This window comes from Priestia endophytica, assembly GCF_026790145.1.
In the GTDB taxonomy this organism is placed as follows: domain Bacteria; phylum Bacillota; class Bacilli; order Bacillales; family Bacillaceae_H; genus Bacillus_I; species Bacillus_I endophytica_A.
The window spans coordinates 41,036-55,569 of record NZ_JALAMS010000034.1 but is presented as its reverse complement, the minus strand read 5'-3'; the positions used below and the strand labels follow the sequence as shown (position 1 = coordinate 55,569).

14 protein-coding genes are annotated in these 14,534 nt (G+C 36.7%); 12 read left to right on the top strand and 2 right to left on the bottom strand.

Annotated elements, in window-relative coordinates; genetic code table 11:
• Window positions 1-29 precede the first annotated feature (29 nt).
• Together MOC86_RS21340 and MOC86_RS21335 are read right to left on the bottom strand one after the other, a co-directional pair.
• Window positions 30-209: a small acid-soluble spore protein H gene (locus MOC86_RS21340; RefSeq protein WP_019391006.1), complete on the bottom strand. Its 180-nt coding sequence runs from the start codon at window positions 207-209 to the stop codon at window positions 30-32.
• Between the two features lie 427 nt (window positions 210-636).
• Window positions 637-1,941: an MFS transporter gene (locus MOC86_RS21335; protein ID WP_268585997.1), complete on the bottom strand. Its 1,305-nt coding sequence runs from the start codon at window positions 1,939-1,941 to the stop codon at window positions 637-639.
• Window positions 1,942-2,673: 732 nt separating this feature from the next.
• Here MOC86_RS21335 and MOC86_RS21330 point away from each other — a divergent pair.
• The 12 genes from MOC86_RS21330 (at window position 2,674) to MOC86_RS21275 (ending at window position 14,351) form a co-directional block, all read left to right on the top strand.
• Window positions 2,674-3,471 (top strand): IclR family transcriptional regulator, encoded by a 798-nt coding sequence (locus MOC86_RS21330; protein WP_268585996.1) that lies wholly within the window; start codon window positions 2,674-2,676, stop codon window positions 3,469-3,471.
• 410 nt (window positions 3,472-3,881) lie between these two features.
• Window positions 3,882-4,415 carry a cupin domain-containing protein gene (locus tag MOC86_RS21325; protein WP_268585995.1) on the top strand — a complete coding sequence of 178 codons (534 nt, stop codon included), beginning with the start codon at window positions 3,882-3,884 and terminating at the stop codon, window positions 4,413-4,415.
• Between the two features lie 119 nt (window positions 4,416-4,534).
• Complete coding sequence (locus tag MOC86_RS21320) at window positions 4,535-5,458, top strand: VOC family protein (protein ID WP_268585994.1); 924 nt, start codon at window positions 4,535-4,537, stop codon at window positions 5,456-5,458.
• A 156-nt stretch (window positions 5,459-5,614) separates the two neighbouring features.
• Window positions 5,615-6,424 (top strand): SDR family oxidoreductase, encoded by an 810-nt coding sequence (locus MOC86_RS21315; protein ID WP_268585993.1) that lies wholly within the window; start codon window positions 5,615-5,617, stop codon window positions 6,422-6,424.
• Between the two features lie 31 nt (window positions 6,425-6,455).
• Window positions 6,456-8,144 carry a thiamine pyrophosphate-binding protein gene (locus tag MOC86_RS21310; RefSeq protein ID WP_268585992.1) on the top strand — a complete coding sequence of 563 codons (1,689 nt, stop codon included), beginning with the start codon at window positions 6,456-6,458 and terminating at the stop codon, window positions 8,142-8,144.
• A gap of 14 nt (window positions 8,145-8,158) precedes the next feature.
• Window positions 8,159-9,604 carry an aldehyde dehydrogenase family protein gene (locus tag MOC86_RS21305; protein WP_268585991.1) on the top strand — a complete coding sequence of 482 codons (1,446 nt, stop codon included), beginning with the start codon at window positions 8,159-8,161 and terminating at the stop codon, window positions 9,602-9,604.
• Window positions 9,605-9,620: 16 nt separating this feature from the next.
• Entirely contained in the window at window positions 9,621-10,406 is a 786-nt protein-coding gene (nadX, locus tag MOC86_RS21300) for an aspartate dehydrogenase (RefSeq protein ID WP_268585990.1), read from the top strand.
• Between the two features lie 29 nt (window positions 10,407-10,435).
• On the top strand, window positions 10,436-11,737 hold the full coding sequence (locus tag MOC86_RS21295; protein WP_268585989.1) for an aromatic ring-hydroxylating oxygenase subunit alpha: 1,302 nt from the start codon (window positions 10,436-10,438) through the stop codon (window positions 11,735-11,737).
• 22 nt (window positions 11,738-11,759) lie between these two features.
• Complete coding sequence (locus MOC86_RS21290; RefSeq protein WP_268585988.1) at window positions 11,760-12,269, top strand: aromatic-ring-hydroxylating dioxygenase subunit beta; 510 nt, start codon at window positions 11,760-11,762, stop codon at window positions 12,267-12,269.
• Window positions 12,270-12,311: 42 nt separating this feature from the next.
• On the top strand, window positions 12,312-13,100 hold the full coding sequence (locus MOC86_RS21285) for an SDR family NAD(P)-dependent oxidoreductase (RefSeq protein ID WP_268585987.1): 789 nt from the start codon (window positions 12,312-12,314) through the stop codon (window positions 13,098-13,100).
• Window positions 13,101-13,210: 110 nt separating this feature from the next.
• Window positions 13,211-14,005 carry an alpha/beta fold hydrolase gene (locus MOC86_RS21280; protein WP_268585986.1) on the top strand — a complete coding sequence of 265 codons (795 nt, stop codon included), beginning with the start codon at window positions 13,211-13,213 and terminating at the stop codon, window positions 14,003-14,005.
• 88 nt (window positions 14,006-14,093) lie between these two features.
• Window positions 14,094-14,351, top strand: a complete 258-nt coding sequence (locus tag MOC86_RS21275) for a ferredoxin (protein WP_268585985.1) — start codon at window positions 14,094-14,096, stop codon at window positions 14,349-14,351.
• Window positions 14,352-14,534: the final 183 nt, after the last annotated feature.

Here is a 14,534-nt window from a genome sequence, read left to right as displayed (position 1 = left end):
CATTGTCTTATATATCTTTTTTAACTAAATTATTGTTCTGTTAAATCTGATATAGAAACACTTTGTTTATTATTTGGTTCATCAATATTATGAATTGTAGCTGTTCCATTTTCTTGATCTACATGTTCAATATAAACATTTTTTCCATTATACATTATATTAGCCATGTTCGTTGAATTAGAAATTTCTTGTGCTCTTTGTGCATCCATGTTGACAGCCTCCTTTTTCATTTATAACAGTTACAGTATTTACTTTTAGCTGCTTTATATACATAAAAAGAATGTAAAACGAAATAGCACAGTTCATTACCTCCTAATATATTTACATCAGTTCGTTTATTCAAGAATAAAGGAGGTTGCCTTTCATGTAGATAAATCTAGTGATACCTAGCAAGCCAAGTGCTTTTTCAAAATAGCCTTGGCTGTTCGTCATTCTACCTCTTACCTATTATTAGACATAATAAGAGTCTAATGATTAACTATTAAACAGTTAAAAGAGGAAAAGATGAAATTTTAAAAATATGAAAGGTTAGACGAATAAGGTATCTATAATAATGATTGTGTTATTAAAAAAGGGGCTCATTTTATGTTGGATATGATTTGTCATTGTGAAGACTATGAAGTTTCTGTAGTGCTATTAAAGAGTTTTAGAGTCAGGACCATTCGTTTTTTGAATAGGCACGTAATTTTCATGAAGTTCAGTAGATTCTTTCTTAATAGTAAATGCGTAAGCGCTTACACCTAGAAGAGATGCAAAAATTAACATAGCAATTGATATACTGAAGTCACCATCTGATAGGTCACGAAGCCATCCCATAATATAGCTTGAAAAGCCGCCCATAATATTTGCAAAACCTAACAAACCAGCTGCCCGTCCAGCTGTTTTAGGTGTTGAATATTTTACTATTAGCATATTACTTAGATGGAAAACACCTCCTTGACAGCCCATTGCAAGTCCCATACAAACTCCCGCTAAAATTGGATTAGGGATAAAAACAGCTAGTGTTAAAAATCCGGCTGTCATTGAAAATAAAATGGTTGCCATTAAACTTGGCCGATTTGTTTTATCGGCAAGAAAACCACATGCTAAAACAAACCCAAGCGCAAATAACCAGGAAAGTGAAGTAATACTTGACATGCCTTCTTGCTCAAATCCTTTGGCTTCTATGAGATATGTAGGGAGCCAAATGCTGATTCCGAAGAAGAGAAAAGAATTTACTAGCATCCCAATCCAGACAAGCCAGAAACGGTAATCTTGAGCAAAATTTTTATTCTCGGTTATTTTTTCTTCTTTCTCATAATCTGACTGACGGATAAAAGCTAGTTCATCTTTACTAACTCCCGGGTGTTCTTCTGGTGTATTTCTTGTCAGGAAGATAAACATGGGGATATTAATAAATAAGTTAAAGGCTGCTAACATAAAGAAAGCTGCCTGCCAGTGAAATGATGAAATAACGAGTACAAGTACAACAGATCCAATAGCAGGCCCTAAATAGTTTCCTGTAAGCCATGATGCCTGAGCACGTCCTAATTCAATTTTATTAAACCATGCAGAAATAAACTTACCAGATACAGGGATCATCATTCCTTCTCCAAAACCAAGAATAATTCGGCTTATTAAAAACATTTCATATGAAGTACTGAGACCTGACGAAATCATAGTAAGCGTCCAAACACATAATCCGGCAATAGCAGTTTTTCGTGCACCTAATTTGTCGATAATGAAGCCCCAAAAGAGATTTGACACCCCATATGCAATAGTAAAGACAAATGAAAGGAGGCCAATTTTTGCATTTTTATTTTCACCTGTTATCCCAAGTGCATCTAAAAATTCGGGGTCTGTTTGAATGACAGAAATCCCAACTTTGTCAATTTGTCCGAAGAACCAAAAAAAGAAAACGGGTACGATAATATACAACCATCTTTTTTGTCCCTGTAACATCTTATCCTCTCCCTATTAAATATTAAATTCCTTATGATATAAAGCGAAAAGCAAATGAATAGAGGGGAATTCACTAAAGAAAGATTTATTCTCTTCAGCAAAATTAATAATTCTCCTCATTCTTTACTTTTCTATGAAAACACGATAAGTAGAAATACCATTTGTGTTTTACTTATAAAACTTTGTTTTTATTTTTTAACAATAAAATAACCAAAATCATTTGTCAATTTAATATTTTGAAAATTCAATATTTTAAGAAATCCTATTTTTACATAAATTCATGTCATCGAAAACTTCATTTCTTGTAATTACAAAAAATAATATTAAGACTGTAAGGAATCCATAAGTTGTTAAGGATTCTTGTTTATTCGTGTTGAATTCAAACTTATAAAAACCTATAATTTACATATAAATAATGTTTTGGATATGAACGATTAACTATGAAATTATTGTATAATCAGAGGTTAAATAGAGGTTTAAGCAAAGAAAACTAGAAATGTTGTACATAACTCTTTAATATAAACCTTTTGAAAAATGATTAACTAAAGCATATTGAAGTTAGAGGCACTTAGTTTTTACTTTTATTTATAGTGACAATAGATGGTCTGATAAAAAGAGGCTGTCAGGGGTGCTTTTACCTTTTTTAGAGAAAGAAAGGTAAAGGTAGTTTACTTCTATATAAGCTTAAGGTGTCAGAAAGTTAGAATAATAAACAACAGGAGGGGTACTTAAATGGCAAGCGTAGAGAAAGAAAAATATAGCGCCAACGCATTAACAAGAGGGTTAGAAATTATAAAGCTTTTCAATGAAGAGCAGCCTAGTTTGTCGCTTTCAGAAATAGCGAAACACTTGGGCGTAAGCAGAACGGTCCCATATCGTTTGTTATTTACACTTCAAAACCTAGGTTATCTAGCCCAAGATGAAAATACAAAGCGTTATAGTCTAACGCCAAAAGTACTTGAATTAGGTTTTAGTTATTTAAACAGTTTAAAATTCCCAGAGATTGCTCAGCCTTATATGGAAACATTACGTGATGAAATCGGTGCCTCTTGTCATTTATCCATTTTGGATGGACAGGAAGTTGTATATGTAGGAAGTGCTCCGATTAGAGGAATATCTGTTGTTAATGTGAATATTGGCTTACGGCTCCCAGCTCATGCAACAGCCAATGGAAAATTACTACTTGCATATGAACCGAAAGAGAGAGTAACGGAAATGTTTCATATTTCAAATCTTACTCCTTATACGGATAAAACTCCAACAGTCCCAGGTGAGCTTCAGCAGCATTTGGAATCTATTCGTCAAAAAGGATATGCGATAACAAGTGGGGAATTCCTTCCTGATATCTACTCTGTTGCAGCGCCAATTTTTGACCGGACAGGGAAAGTTGTAGCTGCTTTAAATGTCGTAGCAGTAGAATCGGTTTACCAGGAAGACTTTATTGATAAAGTTGCATTGCCAAAATTGCTTGAAGTGGCTCACTTACTATCAGATTATATGGGCTACAGTGGAAGTAAAACGGTGCTATAATCGTTTATTCAACAAGTGTGAATCCTCAATTGTTAAGAGGAATCACACTTGTTTTGTTTAAAAGAAGATAAATTTATGTATGCATGAAGATTTCACGATCACGAGCTTTGTGCACTTTTTGCATATTTATCAGTTCGTAAATCCATCTAGAAGGTTGAAGAGCAACTTTCTAGATGGATTTTTTATGCTTGTTAGAGATGATAAGCTGCTTGGTTGTATTTTAACAGTTTAAACTAGCTACTTAGATTTTTTTACAAAAATGATTTATCTAAACAAAATTTTAAATTATCTGAAAATTTTGTTGACAATGGAATATTTTCATTTTAGAATTAATTCAAAGATAAAACATAGTTTTATATATAAAACAAAATAGAGTTTTATATATAGCTAATAAAGGGAGGATTTTTAAAATGACAAAAGCAACTTTTTCCGTGAAAGAATTTGAAAAGAAATATGTGGCTCGCTTGCAAGATCGTACACTTGATTGGAATGTGTTAAAGTTCCAAGAAGAGATTGATCCAGCTTATAGACGTGCACAAATGAGGTATATCGGGCGCGGCGCTACAGCTAATAATGATTCAAATGTTATTACAGCAGAACATTTTACTCTAAGTACAATGGTTCTTCCTCCAGGGTGTATTGGACCATTACATCTCCACGACGATGTAGAAGAAGTGTTCTTTATCCTTGAGGGAGAAGTTACAGCATTGATTCAGGAAGATAGCGACAGTGAGGTGCATGAAATTAAACTAAGTGCGAGAGACTGCATTAGCAGCCCGCCAGGAGTATATCGCGGCATTAGAAACGATGGAAAAGAAGAGGCACGTATGCTTGTTATGCTTGGAGCGGTAAAACCGAATCTACCAACATATCCAGAAGGTAGCGAACTTGAGGAACTCCGTAAACAACGTGCTAAAGAAAGAGAAGCTATTATTAAAGATTAATGAGAGAAGTAGAGGAGGAAGGGCTGCATTATGAAAATAATGCAGTACTCCTTTTAAGTAGAATGATAAATGATAGCGCTTTCTATGAAGGGGAATCCATCTAGTAGGAGGGATAAATAGTGCTTGGAATTACTCATTTGCGACATATCAGTATGATTACTCCAAATTTTGATGAACAAGCTAATTTTTACGAGAAGGTTTGGGGTTTGGATAGAGTGGATGTTCCAGAAGAAAAAAATACAGTTTACTTTCGCGGTGCAGGACCAGAACATCACATTGTAAGCCTTCATAAAGGAGAAAAGCGCGGGTTACACCACATTTCATTTGGAATGGTCGATAAGAATGCCGTCGATCAGGCAGCTGAAATATTAACATCAAAAGGTGTACGTATTATCAAAGAACCAGGTTATTTAGATGAAGCAGGAGCTGGATATGGCCTTCAATTTGTAGATCCGGAAAACCGTGTAATAGAACTTTCAGCTTGGGTGGAAGTTCAAACGTCTACTTGGAATAAGAAAAATGTAGATCCTGTGAAGTTAAATCATGTTGTGATGAACACAAAAGACCTAGATATGATTGTAGAATTTTATACTAATGTACTTGGCTTTAAAGTAACAGATTGGAGCGAGCATCAAATGTCTTTCTTACGATGCAATAGAAAACATCATTCCATTGCATTCAATCAAGATGAACATGCTTCAGTTAATCATATTGCTTATGAGGTGGATTCAGTTGATGAACTAATGCGTGGTATAAGCAACGTTCGAAAAGCAGGACTAGAAGAGCTATGGGGACCTGGACGTCATGGACCAGGAGATAACATCTTCTGCTATTTTCAAGATCCAGGTGGTTTCGTTATGGAGTATACGTGCTATCTTGAGACAATTGAAGATGAGTCTGAGTGGAGAGCACGTGTATGGAAACGTGTGCCTCATTTAATGGATCAGTGGGGAATTGCAGGGCCACCAAAACCCGAAGCCCGTAAAGCAATGAAGGGAGAGCCGGATCCAGGATGGGTAGATGAAACAGTTGACGTTCGTTAATGAAACGAAAAGAATAACTAAAAAATAGGATTGATAAAGAAACAATTTAGAAAAATGTTTCACCTTATTATCATCTAAACAAGACGTTATAGTTGTAAGTAAGACTTCGCATCTTGTTCATTTTCCAACAATATAACGTTTAGAGAGAAGCTGCTTATGAAAGGAAATGATGAGATGGACTTAGGTTTAAAAGAAAAAGTAGCTGTTATTATGGGTGGCACATCTGGTGTCGGATTAAAAGCTGCAGAAATGTTTTTGAACGAAGGAGCAAAAGTAGCGATTTGTGGAAGGAACAAAGAACGCCTGGAAAAGGCAAAAAGTCAATTGCTTTTATATGGCGATAAAGAAGATATTTACACATTAACTTGTGATGTTACTTCGAAATCAGACGTTGATTCATTTATTAACGGTGCAGCTGAAAGATTTGGTGGAATCGATATATTAGTAAATGCAGCGGGACAAAGTGTGATGGGTTACTTTTTCGATATCACGGATGAACAGTGGGAAGAACAAATTCAATTAAAGTATTTCGCTATCATCTATGCAGTTCGTGCAGCTCATCCACATCTTGTTAAAAGAGGTGGAGGACGGATTATTAATATTAACGCTACACTAGCTAAAGAACCTGAGCGTCATATGATTGCTACAGCCGCTACCCGAGCTGGTCTTTTAAATTTAAGTAAAACGCTTTCTCAAGAACTGGCCACAGACAACATTTTAGTAAATTCCGTTAGCCTCGGATTAATTCGGACGGATCAATGGGAACGCAGAAGGTTAAAAAATGCGCCTAATATGGATCCGGAAAGATATTACAGTGAGCTTGCAGAAAAACGAAATATTCCACTCGGTCGTGTTGGGGAGGCAGAAGAGGTTGCTAGTGTGATTGTGTTTCTCGGTTCAGATAAAGCAAGTTATGTAGCTGGTTCAACAATTGAAACTGCAGGAGCAATTGGCAAAGCCCTTTAATTATATCACTCAATAAAGGTAGGATATGAAAATGAAAAAACAAGAAATAATAGAGTTTACAACTGCTGATGCCATTGTAAAAGAATTAGTACGAGCAGGCGTAGAAGCTGCTTTTGGTGTAGTCAGTATTCATAATATGCCTATCTATGATGCCATTCTTAGAGAGGGAAGCATTAAACTGATTTGTTCGCGTGGGGAGAGTGGTGCCGTTAATATGGCAGATGGTTATGCTCGCGCGACTGGGAAGTTAGGTGTAATAATTACAAGCACAGGAACAGGGGCAGGAAATGCGGCTGGTTCATTAGTAGAAGCATGGTCTGCGGGTGTTCCACTACTTCATCTTACTGGTGAAGTAGCCTCTACGTATCTTGGTACAGGGAGAGGCTACATACATGAATGTAAAGATCAACTTTCAATGATGAGCGGTGCATGTAAAAAGGCTGTTCAGCTTAGAAATCCTGAGCAAACAGCTTCAGTAGTGAGAAAGGTCATTAAAGAAGCTCTAACTGCACCTATGGGGCCTGTATCTCTAGAAATCCCTATCGACTTTCAATCAGCAATTATTGAAGATCTTTCTATTGAGGAAGTACAGCTTGTAGCGTCTAAAACATCATTAGCAGCATTAATTCCCGAACAAGCCGTGACAAAAATTATAGAAGCAAGCCGACCGGTAATTTGGGCAGGTGGTGGTGTCATTTCTGCTAATGCTTCAAAAGAATTACAAAAATTAGCAGAGATACTTGGGGCCGCAGTGATAACAAGTCAATCAGGAAAAGGTTCAATTCCAGAAGACCATAAGCAATGCATAGGACATTTTATGGCATATGAGTCCACAAGAGAGTTTTTACGAAATGCAGATTTGTTAATTAGTGTAGGAGTGCGATTTAGAGGCAATGAAACATCGAATTGGAAAGCGGTAGTGCCAGAAGAACATATCGCAATCGATGCGGATCTTCAAGCAATTAACCGCAACTATAAAGCAACATTTGGATTAGTTGGCGATGCGAAAGAAATGTTAAAAGCTCTTATTCAAAAACTTGAAGAAAAATCGATTGCCCCAGTTTCTACTTATATAGAAGAAATAGATTCTCTTAGAAATGAAGTTCGTGGCAACCTTCGCAAAACGCTTGGACCATATGAGCAATTTGTAGATGGAATGAGAGACATATTGCCACGAGATACGATTCTAGTTCGAGATGTAACTGTACAGGCAAATGTTTGGGGAAGTCGTTTATTTGAAATTTATGAACCAAGAACTTCTATTCATGCATCAGGAGGTGGAATTGGTCAAGGCCTTCCAACAGCAATTGGTGCACAAATAGGCTGTCAAGATCAAACAGTTGTGCTGATGGCTGGAGACGGAGGCTTTATGCTCAATGTTGGAGAGATGGTGACTGCAGCAGAAGAAAAGCTACCTCTTATTATTGTATTATTTGATGACTCAGGGTACGGAGTTCTTCGTAATATTCAAGAAGCTGCATATGGACGTCAAGTAGCTGTTGATTTACTAAGCCCAGACTTTGTGAAGCTTGCTCAGTCCATGCACTTTGATGCGGTGAGAATTGGTTCTGGAGATGAATTTGTCAACGAACTAAAGAAGGCACAAGAAAGACGTAACCCTTCAATGATTGTAGTTGATATGGAAGCTGTTGGACCAATGGCAAAGCCGTTCGGCGGACCCCCAGGAGCAGCGGAAGCATTTAAACCAAAAAAACTATAAAGGGGGACATAAAAATGATTTCGACATATCCAGTTATTTCGGGAAAATATCTTATTAACGGAGAATGGAAAGAAATAAGAGAAACAGCTAATGTCATCAATCCTGCAAACACGTCAGAAGTAGTCGGGGAAGTTGCACTATGTTCTAAGGAAATGGTAAATGAAGCAATAGAAGCGGCAGAGAAAGCTTATAAAATGTGGTCTCGCTCTAATGTAGAAGACAGATCCGCTCTAATGAACAAAGCGGCAGAAAAACTAGCGAATATCATCGAAGAAAATGTCACCTTGTTTGTGAGGGAAAATGGCAAAGCACTTGTAGAAGCTAAGAAAGATTTATTACGTTGTGTTGAAATTATGAAAGGTGGAGCAGCAGAACTGCTTAACTGGTGGAACCCAGAAGTACTTACAGGAACCCAAAAAGTCCAAATTAGACGGCGGGCAAGAGGCGTTACAGCCGTGATTACCCCTTGGAATTCTCCTATGATTTTAACATTTAAACGAGTTATCCCAGCCGTTTTATCTGGTAATACGGTTGTTGTAAAACCCGCTACGAATTGTCCCTTAACAATTATGAGCTGTTTAAAAGTAGTTGCCGAACATTTCCCCCCAGGCGTCATTAATATTGTAACAGGTTCAGGAAAAGTAATTGGTGACACCCTTTGCTCTGATTCCCGTGTTCGTACCGTCGCTTTTGTCGGCAGCACAACAACAGGAAAAGATATTATGAAGAATTCTGCTGAAAACCTCCAAAAAGTATATATGGAACTAGGGGGAAATGATCCAGCCATTATTTTGGCCGATGCTAACCTTGATGAAGAAGCAATCAAACGTCTCAAAACAGGTATTTTACGAGCAGCAGGCCAAGTATGCTCAGCTATTAAACGAGTCTATGTCCACAAATCACGTTATGATGAGGTTGTGAAAAAATTAACAAAAGAATTTGAACGAGTTGTTGTAGGTGATGGGATACAACCGGATGTAACAATGGGGCCATTAAATAATAAAGCACAGTTTGATTATGTGAGTGAGTTGATTGAACGTACAGCTCGTTCAGGTGCAGAAGTGGTCACTGCTGGTATTCAACTTAATCCAGAAACATGGGATAAAGGTTATTATATGCTTCCTTCTATTGTTACAGGAGTAAATCAAAAAAGCGAGGTCGTGCAGGACGAGCAGTTTGGACCAGTTATCCCTATTTTGCCTTTCACTACTGTTGATGAAGCTATAAAGTTAGCGAATGATAGCAAATTTGGTCTGCGAGCTTCTGTGTGGACGGAAAACGAAGAATTAGCTATTGAGATAGCTGATCGTCTTGAAGCAGGAGCTGTTTTCCATAACAATCATACTATTTTTAACGATTTGGCTCTTGATTTTCCAGGTTTAAAAGAAAGCGGTGTTTCTCGGGAAACAAGACATTGCGGACTGGAATTTTTCACAGACTCCTATGGTTTTGCTAATTAAGGAAGGATGAAAGAACATGAAATTAGGGTTAATTGGATGTGGGAATATCGGTAAATTTCTGCTTCAGGCCATAAATAAGGATGAGCTTCTCCCTGGTGGGAAGATTAGTTCAATTTATACACGTCGTAAAGAAAGTACATCTCAACTAGCTAAAGCATTTGGTGCAGAGTTTTATCCTGATGTTGAATCATTTCTTAACTCTGACGTCGATTTAGTCATTGAGGTAGCAACCATTGAAGCTGCTGAAGAGTATGCATTGAAAGTACTTGAAGGTGGAAAAGATTTGTTATTAAGTAGCATAGGAGTTATGGCAAATGCTACTTTTGAAGAAAAAGCAGGAGAATTTTGTCGAAAAAACAAGGTAAGGGTCTTTCTTCCTTCTGGAGCAATTGGAGGACTTGATATCCTTAAATCCGCAAAAGCTGTGAACGGGCTTAAGTCTGTATCTCTTACAACGAGAAAACCACCAAGTGCCTTGACAGAAGCTGTTTCATTAGAAAAAGAAACGGTTTTATTTGAAGGCTCTGCAGCGGAAGCCATTAAGCAGTTTCCGAGAAATATTAATGTTGCGATTGTATTATCTTTAGCTGGTCTTGGTGTTGAAAACACCAAAGTCACCATTATTGCTGACCCAAATGTCGTGAAAAATAATCATCTTATTGAAGCGTGGGGTTCGTTTGGAAACTTTAAGCTTGAAATTGAGAATGATCCAATGCCAAATAATCTAAAAACAAGTTATTTAGCTGCATTAAGTATATTGGCTACGTTGCAAAACAAAGAGAGAACGATTCAAATTGGATAATGAAGCTCATCGAGGGGGAGAGGATAAGAATGATTAAAACAGATAGACCTTTAGAGGAAATGTCGAAAGAGCAAGTTATTAACTATTTGAATGAGACAGTCAAACCTGAGGAAGGAGTTATTCCAGCTTACCTTTTAGGCGATCAAACGGTTTATGATTTAGAACACGAAAAAATATTTCTAAAAACGTGGGTTTTTGTTGGTCATGAATCCGAAGTTCCTCATAAAGGCGACTTTATGACACGTGAACTTTCCGGATACTCCATTATTATTACACGTGATAGTAATGATGAAATTCATGCTTTTTATAATATGTGTACCCACCGTGGCATGAAACTATGTCGAGCTGATAAAGGGAACAAATCTTTATTTACATGCCCATATCATGGATTTAGTTTTAAAAATACTGGTGATCTTGTTGGAGTTCCTCTTCAAAAAGATACTTATGGCGGAAAGATAGACCGTTCTAAAATGGGGCTCCATCAAGTGAGACTTGAATCTTACAAAGGCCTTTTATTTGGAACATGGAATGATCATGCAGAACCGCTTGAAGATTTTCTAGGTGACTTCAGATGGTATTTAGATATCCTTGTAGGACGTGCCGAAATGGAAGTAGTGGGAGCTCCGCAACGATTTGTTGTTCATTCTAACTGGAAAGTTGGTTCTGATAACTTTGTTGGTGATTCCTACCATACGATGGTTACACATGGTTCAATTGCGAAATTAGGAATGGTGCCAAATGCAACGTATTCCAAACGCGGTTTTCAAATTCATACAGAAAACGGACATGGTCTAAACCTCGGAACCCCTAACCCAGACTTTGCTTTTCCTGAAGAATTAAAAGATGAGTATAAAAGAAATTTGTCCCCAGAACAATATGAAGTGCTATCAAACTTAAAAAATATGATTGGAAATGTTTTTCCAAACTTATCGTTTTTAATTTCACATACAAAAATAAAAGATCATTTAATCTCTAACACTTCTGTAAGAATGTGGCGGCCAATTGGTCTTAATAAGATGGAAGTGATTGCTTGGATGTTTGTTGAAAAGAATGCCCCAAAAGAGTGGAAAGAGCGCTCAAGAGATTCGTTTATTTTGACATTTAGTCCGTCCGGAATTTTTGAACAAGATGATACAGAAGTATTTACAGATATTACAGAAGCTGCCCAAGGTGCTATGCCTTTTCAAAAGAAATTAACTTATAACTACACAATGGGTTTGCATCGTGAACCTGTTGAATTTATTGGACCAGGTGTTACTTATGATGACAAATTTACAGAAGCAAATCAGCGTAATTTTTATAAATACTGGATGGAACTAATGACAAAGTGATAAGCGAGAGGAGGAGGGAAAAATGAATATAGAAAAAATGCTAGTGAAATGTGAGTTTGAACAATGGTTATATCATGAAGCACAATTACTTGATGATATTGAATTTGATGACTGGTTTAGCTTAATGCATTCTAGTTTGCGTTATCAAATGCCTGTACGTGTCAATAAAGAAGGAACAGAGCGTCCAGACTATTCAACAGATATGTTCACATTTAATGATGATATTGAGTTGCTAAAGCTTCGTGTAGAACGTTTAAAAACGGACTATGCATGGGCGGAAATTCCTCCTTCAAGAACACGCCGTTTTGTTAGCAATGTATGTGTTAAAGATTTTGTTGAAGGAGAAAAAGCAGTCGTAAAAAGCTATTTACTTATTTATCGAAGCCGAAGCAAAGATATTCACCATGATTTAATCTCTGGTGAACGAAATGATGAGTTTGCATTTGAAGATGGAAAATGGAAACTTTCAAAGCGTGTATTTATTGTAGATCAAACAACAATAAATACAAGAAACCTTGCCATCTTTGTATAACAGTTCGTTATGTATAAAAGATAATAAGAAAGGTTGTGTCCAATGGCAATGATGCTAAAAGATAAAGTAGTGTTGATTACAGGCGGAGCTTCGGGGATAGGGGAAGCAGTCACACGCCGTTTTATACAAGAAGGAGCAAAAGTGAGCATTATGGGCCGCTCTAAGGAAAAGCTAGTAAAAATGAAAGAAGAATTTGGAACGAACATTCTTACCTACCAAGGAGATGTCAGTAATTACGAAGACAATGATCAAGCTGTCCAAGCTACTGTTAGCGAATTCGGCAAGCTAGATGTTTTTATTGCTAATGCTGGTGTATTTGATGGATTTGCTAAATTCGCCGATGTGCCTCCTCATGCACTTGCTGAAGCATATGATTTTCTTCTTAATATTAATGTGAAAGGCTCTTTTTTCGGAGCAAAAGCAGCACTTGAAGAGTTGAAAAAAACAAATGGAAATATGATTTTTTCTGTGTCTGGTGCAAGTTTCTATCCTGATGGTGGTGGTGTATGGTATACAGCGAGCAAGCACGCTCAAATCGGACTAATGCGCCAGCTTGCCTTCGAACTTGCCCCTCATATAAGAGTCAATGCAGTAGCACCAGGAGGCACGCTGACAGAACTATCAGTCATTCCACCGCTAAGTCCATTTGTGAAAATTATAGATAATGATACTAAAGCAAGTAACATAAAAAAACGAAACCCTCTTCAACTTGCTCAGCTACCAGAAGATCACGTTGCAGCGTATGTGTTATTAGCATCTGATGAGTCACGTGCAATTACAGGTGAAGTCATTTCTAGTGACGGCGGATTGGCAGTACGGGGACTTGGTTAAATATTATGGGAGTTAACCTTTTTTTATAGAAAAGTAAAGAATTTGGATTCTGAAAATTAAGAATTAAATATCCTTCTTAAAATTTAGAATGAATAGAGGAGACTTGTATTATGCCTTATGTACAAGTAAAAGACTTAAATATTTATTATGAGATAGAAGGTAATGGAGAGCCATTAGTATTGCTTCATGGAATGAGCAACAATTCACAGTCGTGGAAAGAACAAATACGTGAATTAAAAAATAATTATAAGGTGATTGCTTGGGATGCTCCAGGTTATGGGAGAAGTTCAGATCCAGCTGAAGAATTGAGATCTTTTGAAGAGTTTGCCCACATTTTGAAAGGCATGATAGATGAGCTAAAGCTAGAAAAAATCTATCTTCTCGGTCATTCAATGGGGGCAGCCATTGCAATAGAGTTTTGTAACTTTTATTCTAATAGAATTGAAAAACTTATTATAGCGGACCCGACCAGAGGGGCTGCTACTTTGAATGAAGAAGAGAATAAGAGGAAGTTAGAAAATCGATTATTTTCCATTGAAAATCTTTCTCCAGAGGAGATAGCAGATAAAAGAATAAAAGCATTGTTATCTCCTTATGCTTCAAAAGAAGTGTATAAGAGAGTAAAAGAGATTATGTCACAAGTAAGACAGGCAGGATATCGTTCAGTAGCATATTCACTTTATCATCTAAATCAAATGAGTTTGTTATCTCATATAACAGTTCCTGTTCTTGTTGTTTGTGGCGAACTTGATACTGTTACTCCTGTAAACGAATCAAAGGCTATTCATGAGGAACTAATAAACTCCAAGTTTGTGATTATTCCAAAATCTGGACATTTGTGTTATCAAGAAGAACCTAAAGTGTTTAATTCAAGAATTATGGAATTCCTCAATGAAAATAGATAAATGAAAACTATCGACATTATCTTAGATTTCTAAATCTTATTTAGAAAGGCATGCTAATAAACAGGGTGCTGAGAGAGGGGAAAGGAAAATGAAGATGTGTAAAAAGTATACAATTATAGATAGAGAAACTTGTATTGGTTGCGGAGCATGCGGGGCTGCTGCCCCTGACATTTACGATTATGACGAAGAAGGTATTGCATCTGTTAGATTAGATAATAATGAAGGAACAGCTATTATACCTGATGAATTGGTAGATGATATGATGGATGCTTTAGAAGGATGCCCAACAGGATCAATTAAAGTATCTGAAAAGACTTTCAATTGTAATCCTCATAAATTTGAATAAAAATCCCTATATATTTTAGAAGATATTTGCAAAACATGTTAGATTAAGATGCCTCGTTGAAATTAAAACATTATTTAGCTAACCTCTAGTCAACACCCCTAAAAAGTAAAACGAATTTGCGTTCGGAAGGATTTTCCTATATAGATTGGATTTTGTTCCATCAATATATCCAGGGTTAATTAA

What these genes read in the sequence shown, in the direction of transcription:
- MOC86_RS21340 (WP_019391006.1), bottom strand. Translation starts at nt 209, where the DNA reads ATGGATGCACAAAGAGCACAAGAAATTTCTAATTCAACGAACATGGCT.
- MOC86_RS21335 (WP_268585997.1), bottom strand. Translation starts at nt 1,941, where the DNA reads ATGTTACAGGGACAAAAAAGATGGTTGTATATTATCGTACCCGTTTTC.
- MOC86_RS21330 (WP_268585996.1), top strand. Translation starts at nt 2,674, where the DNA reads ATGGCAAGCGTAGAGAAAGAAAAATATAGCGCCAACGCATTAACAAGA.
- MOC86_RS21325 (WP_268585995.1), top strand. Translation starts at nt 3,882, where the DNA reads ATGACAAAAGCAACTTTTTCCGTGAAAGAATTTGAAAAGAAATATGTG.
- MOC86_RS21315 (WP_268585993.1), top strand. Translation starts at nt 5,615, where the DNA reads ATGAAAGGAAATGATGAGATGGACTTAGGTTTAAAAGAAAAAGTAGCT.
- MOC86_RS21310 (WP_268585992.1), top strand. Translation starts at nt 6,456, where the DNA reads ATGAAAAAACAAGAAATAATAGAGTTTACAACTGCTGATGCCATTGTA.
- MOC86_RS21305 (WP_268585991.1), top strand. Translation starts at nt 8,159, where the DNA reads ATGATTTCGACATATCCAGTTATTTCGGGAAAATATCTTATTAACGGA.
- nadX (WP_268585990.1), top strand. Translation starts at nt 9,621, where the DNA reads ATGAAATTAGGGTTAATTGGATGTGGGAATATCGGTAAATTTCTGCTT.
- MOC86_RS21295 (WP_268585989.1), top strand. Translation starts at nt 10,436, where the DNA reads ATGATTAAAACAGATAGACCTTTAGAGGAAATGTCGAAAGAGCAAGTT.
- MOC86_RS21290 (WP_268585988.1), top strand. Translation starts at nt 11,760, where the DNA reads ATGAATATAGAAAAAATGCTAGTGAAATGTGAGTTTGAACAATGGTTA.
- MOC86_RS21285 (WP_268585987.1), top strand. Translation starts at nt 12,312, where the DNA reads ATGGCAATGATGCTAAAAGATAAAGTAGTGTTGATTACAGGCGGAGCT.
- MOC86_RS21280 (WP_268585986.1), top strand. Translation starts at nt 13,211, where the DNA reads ATGCCTTATGTACAAGTAAAAGACTTAAATATTTATTATGAGATAGAA.
- MOC86_RS21275 (WP_268585985.1), top strand. Translation starts at nt 14,094, where the DNA reads ATGAAGATGTGTAAAAAGTATACAATTATAGATAGAGAAACTTGTATT.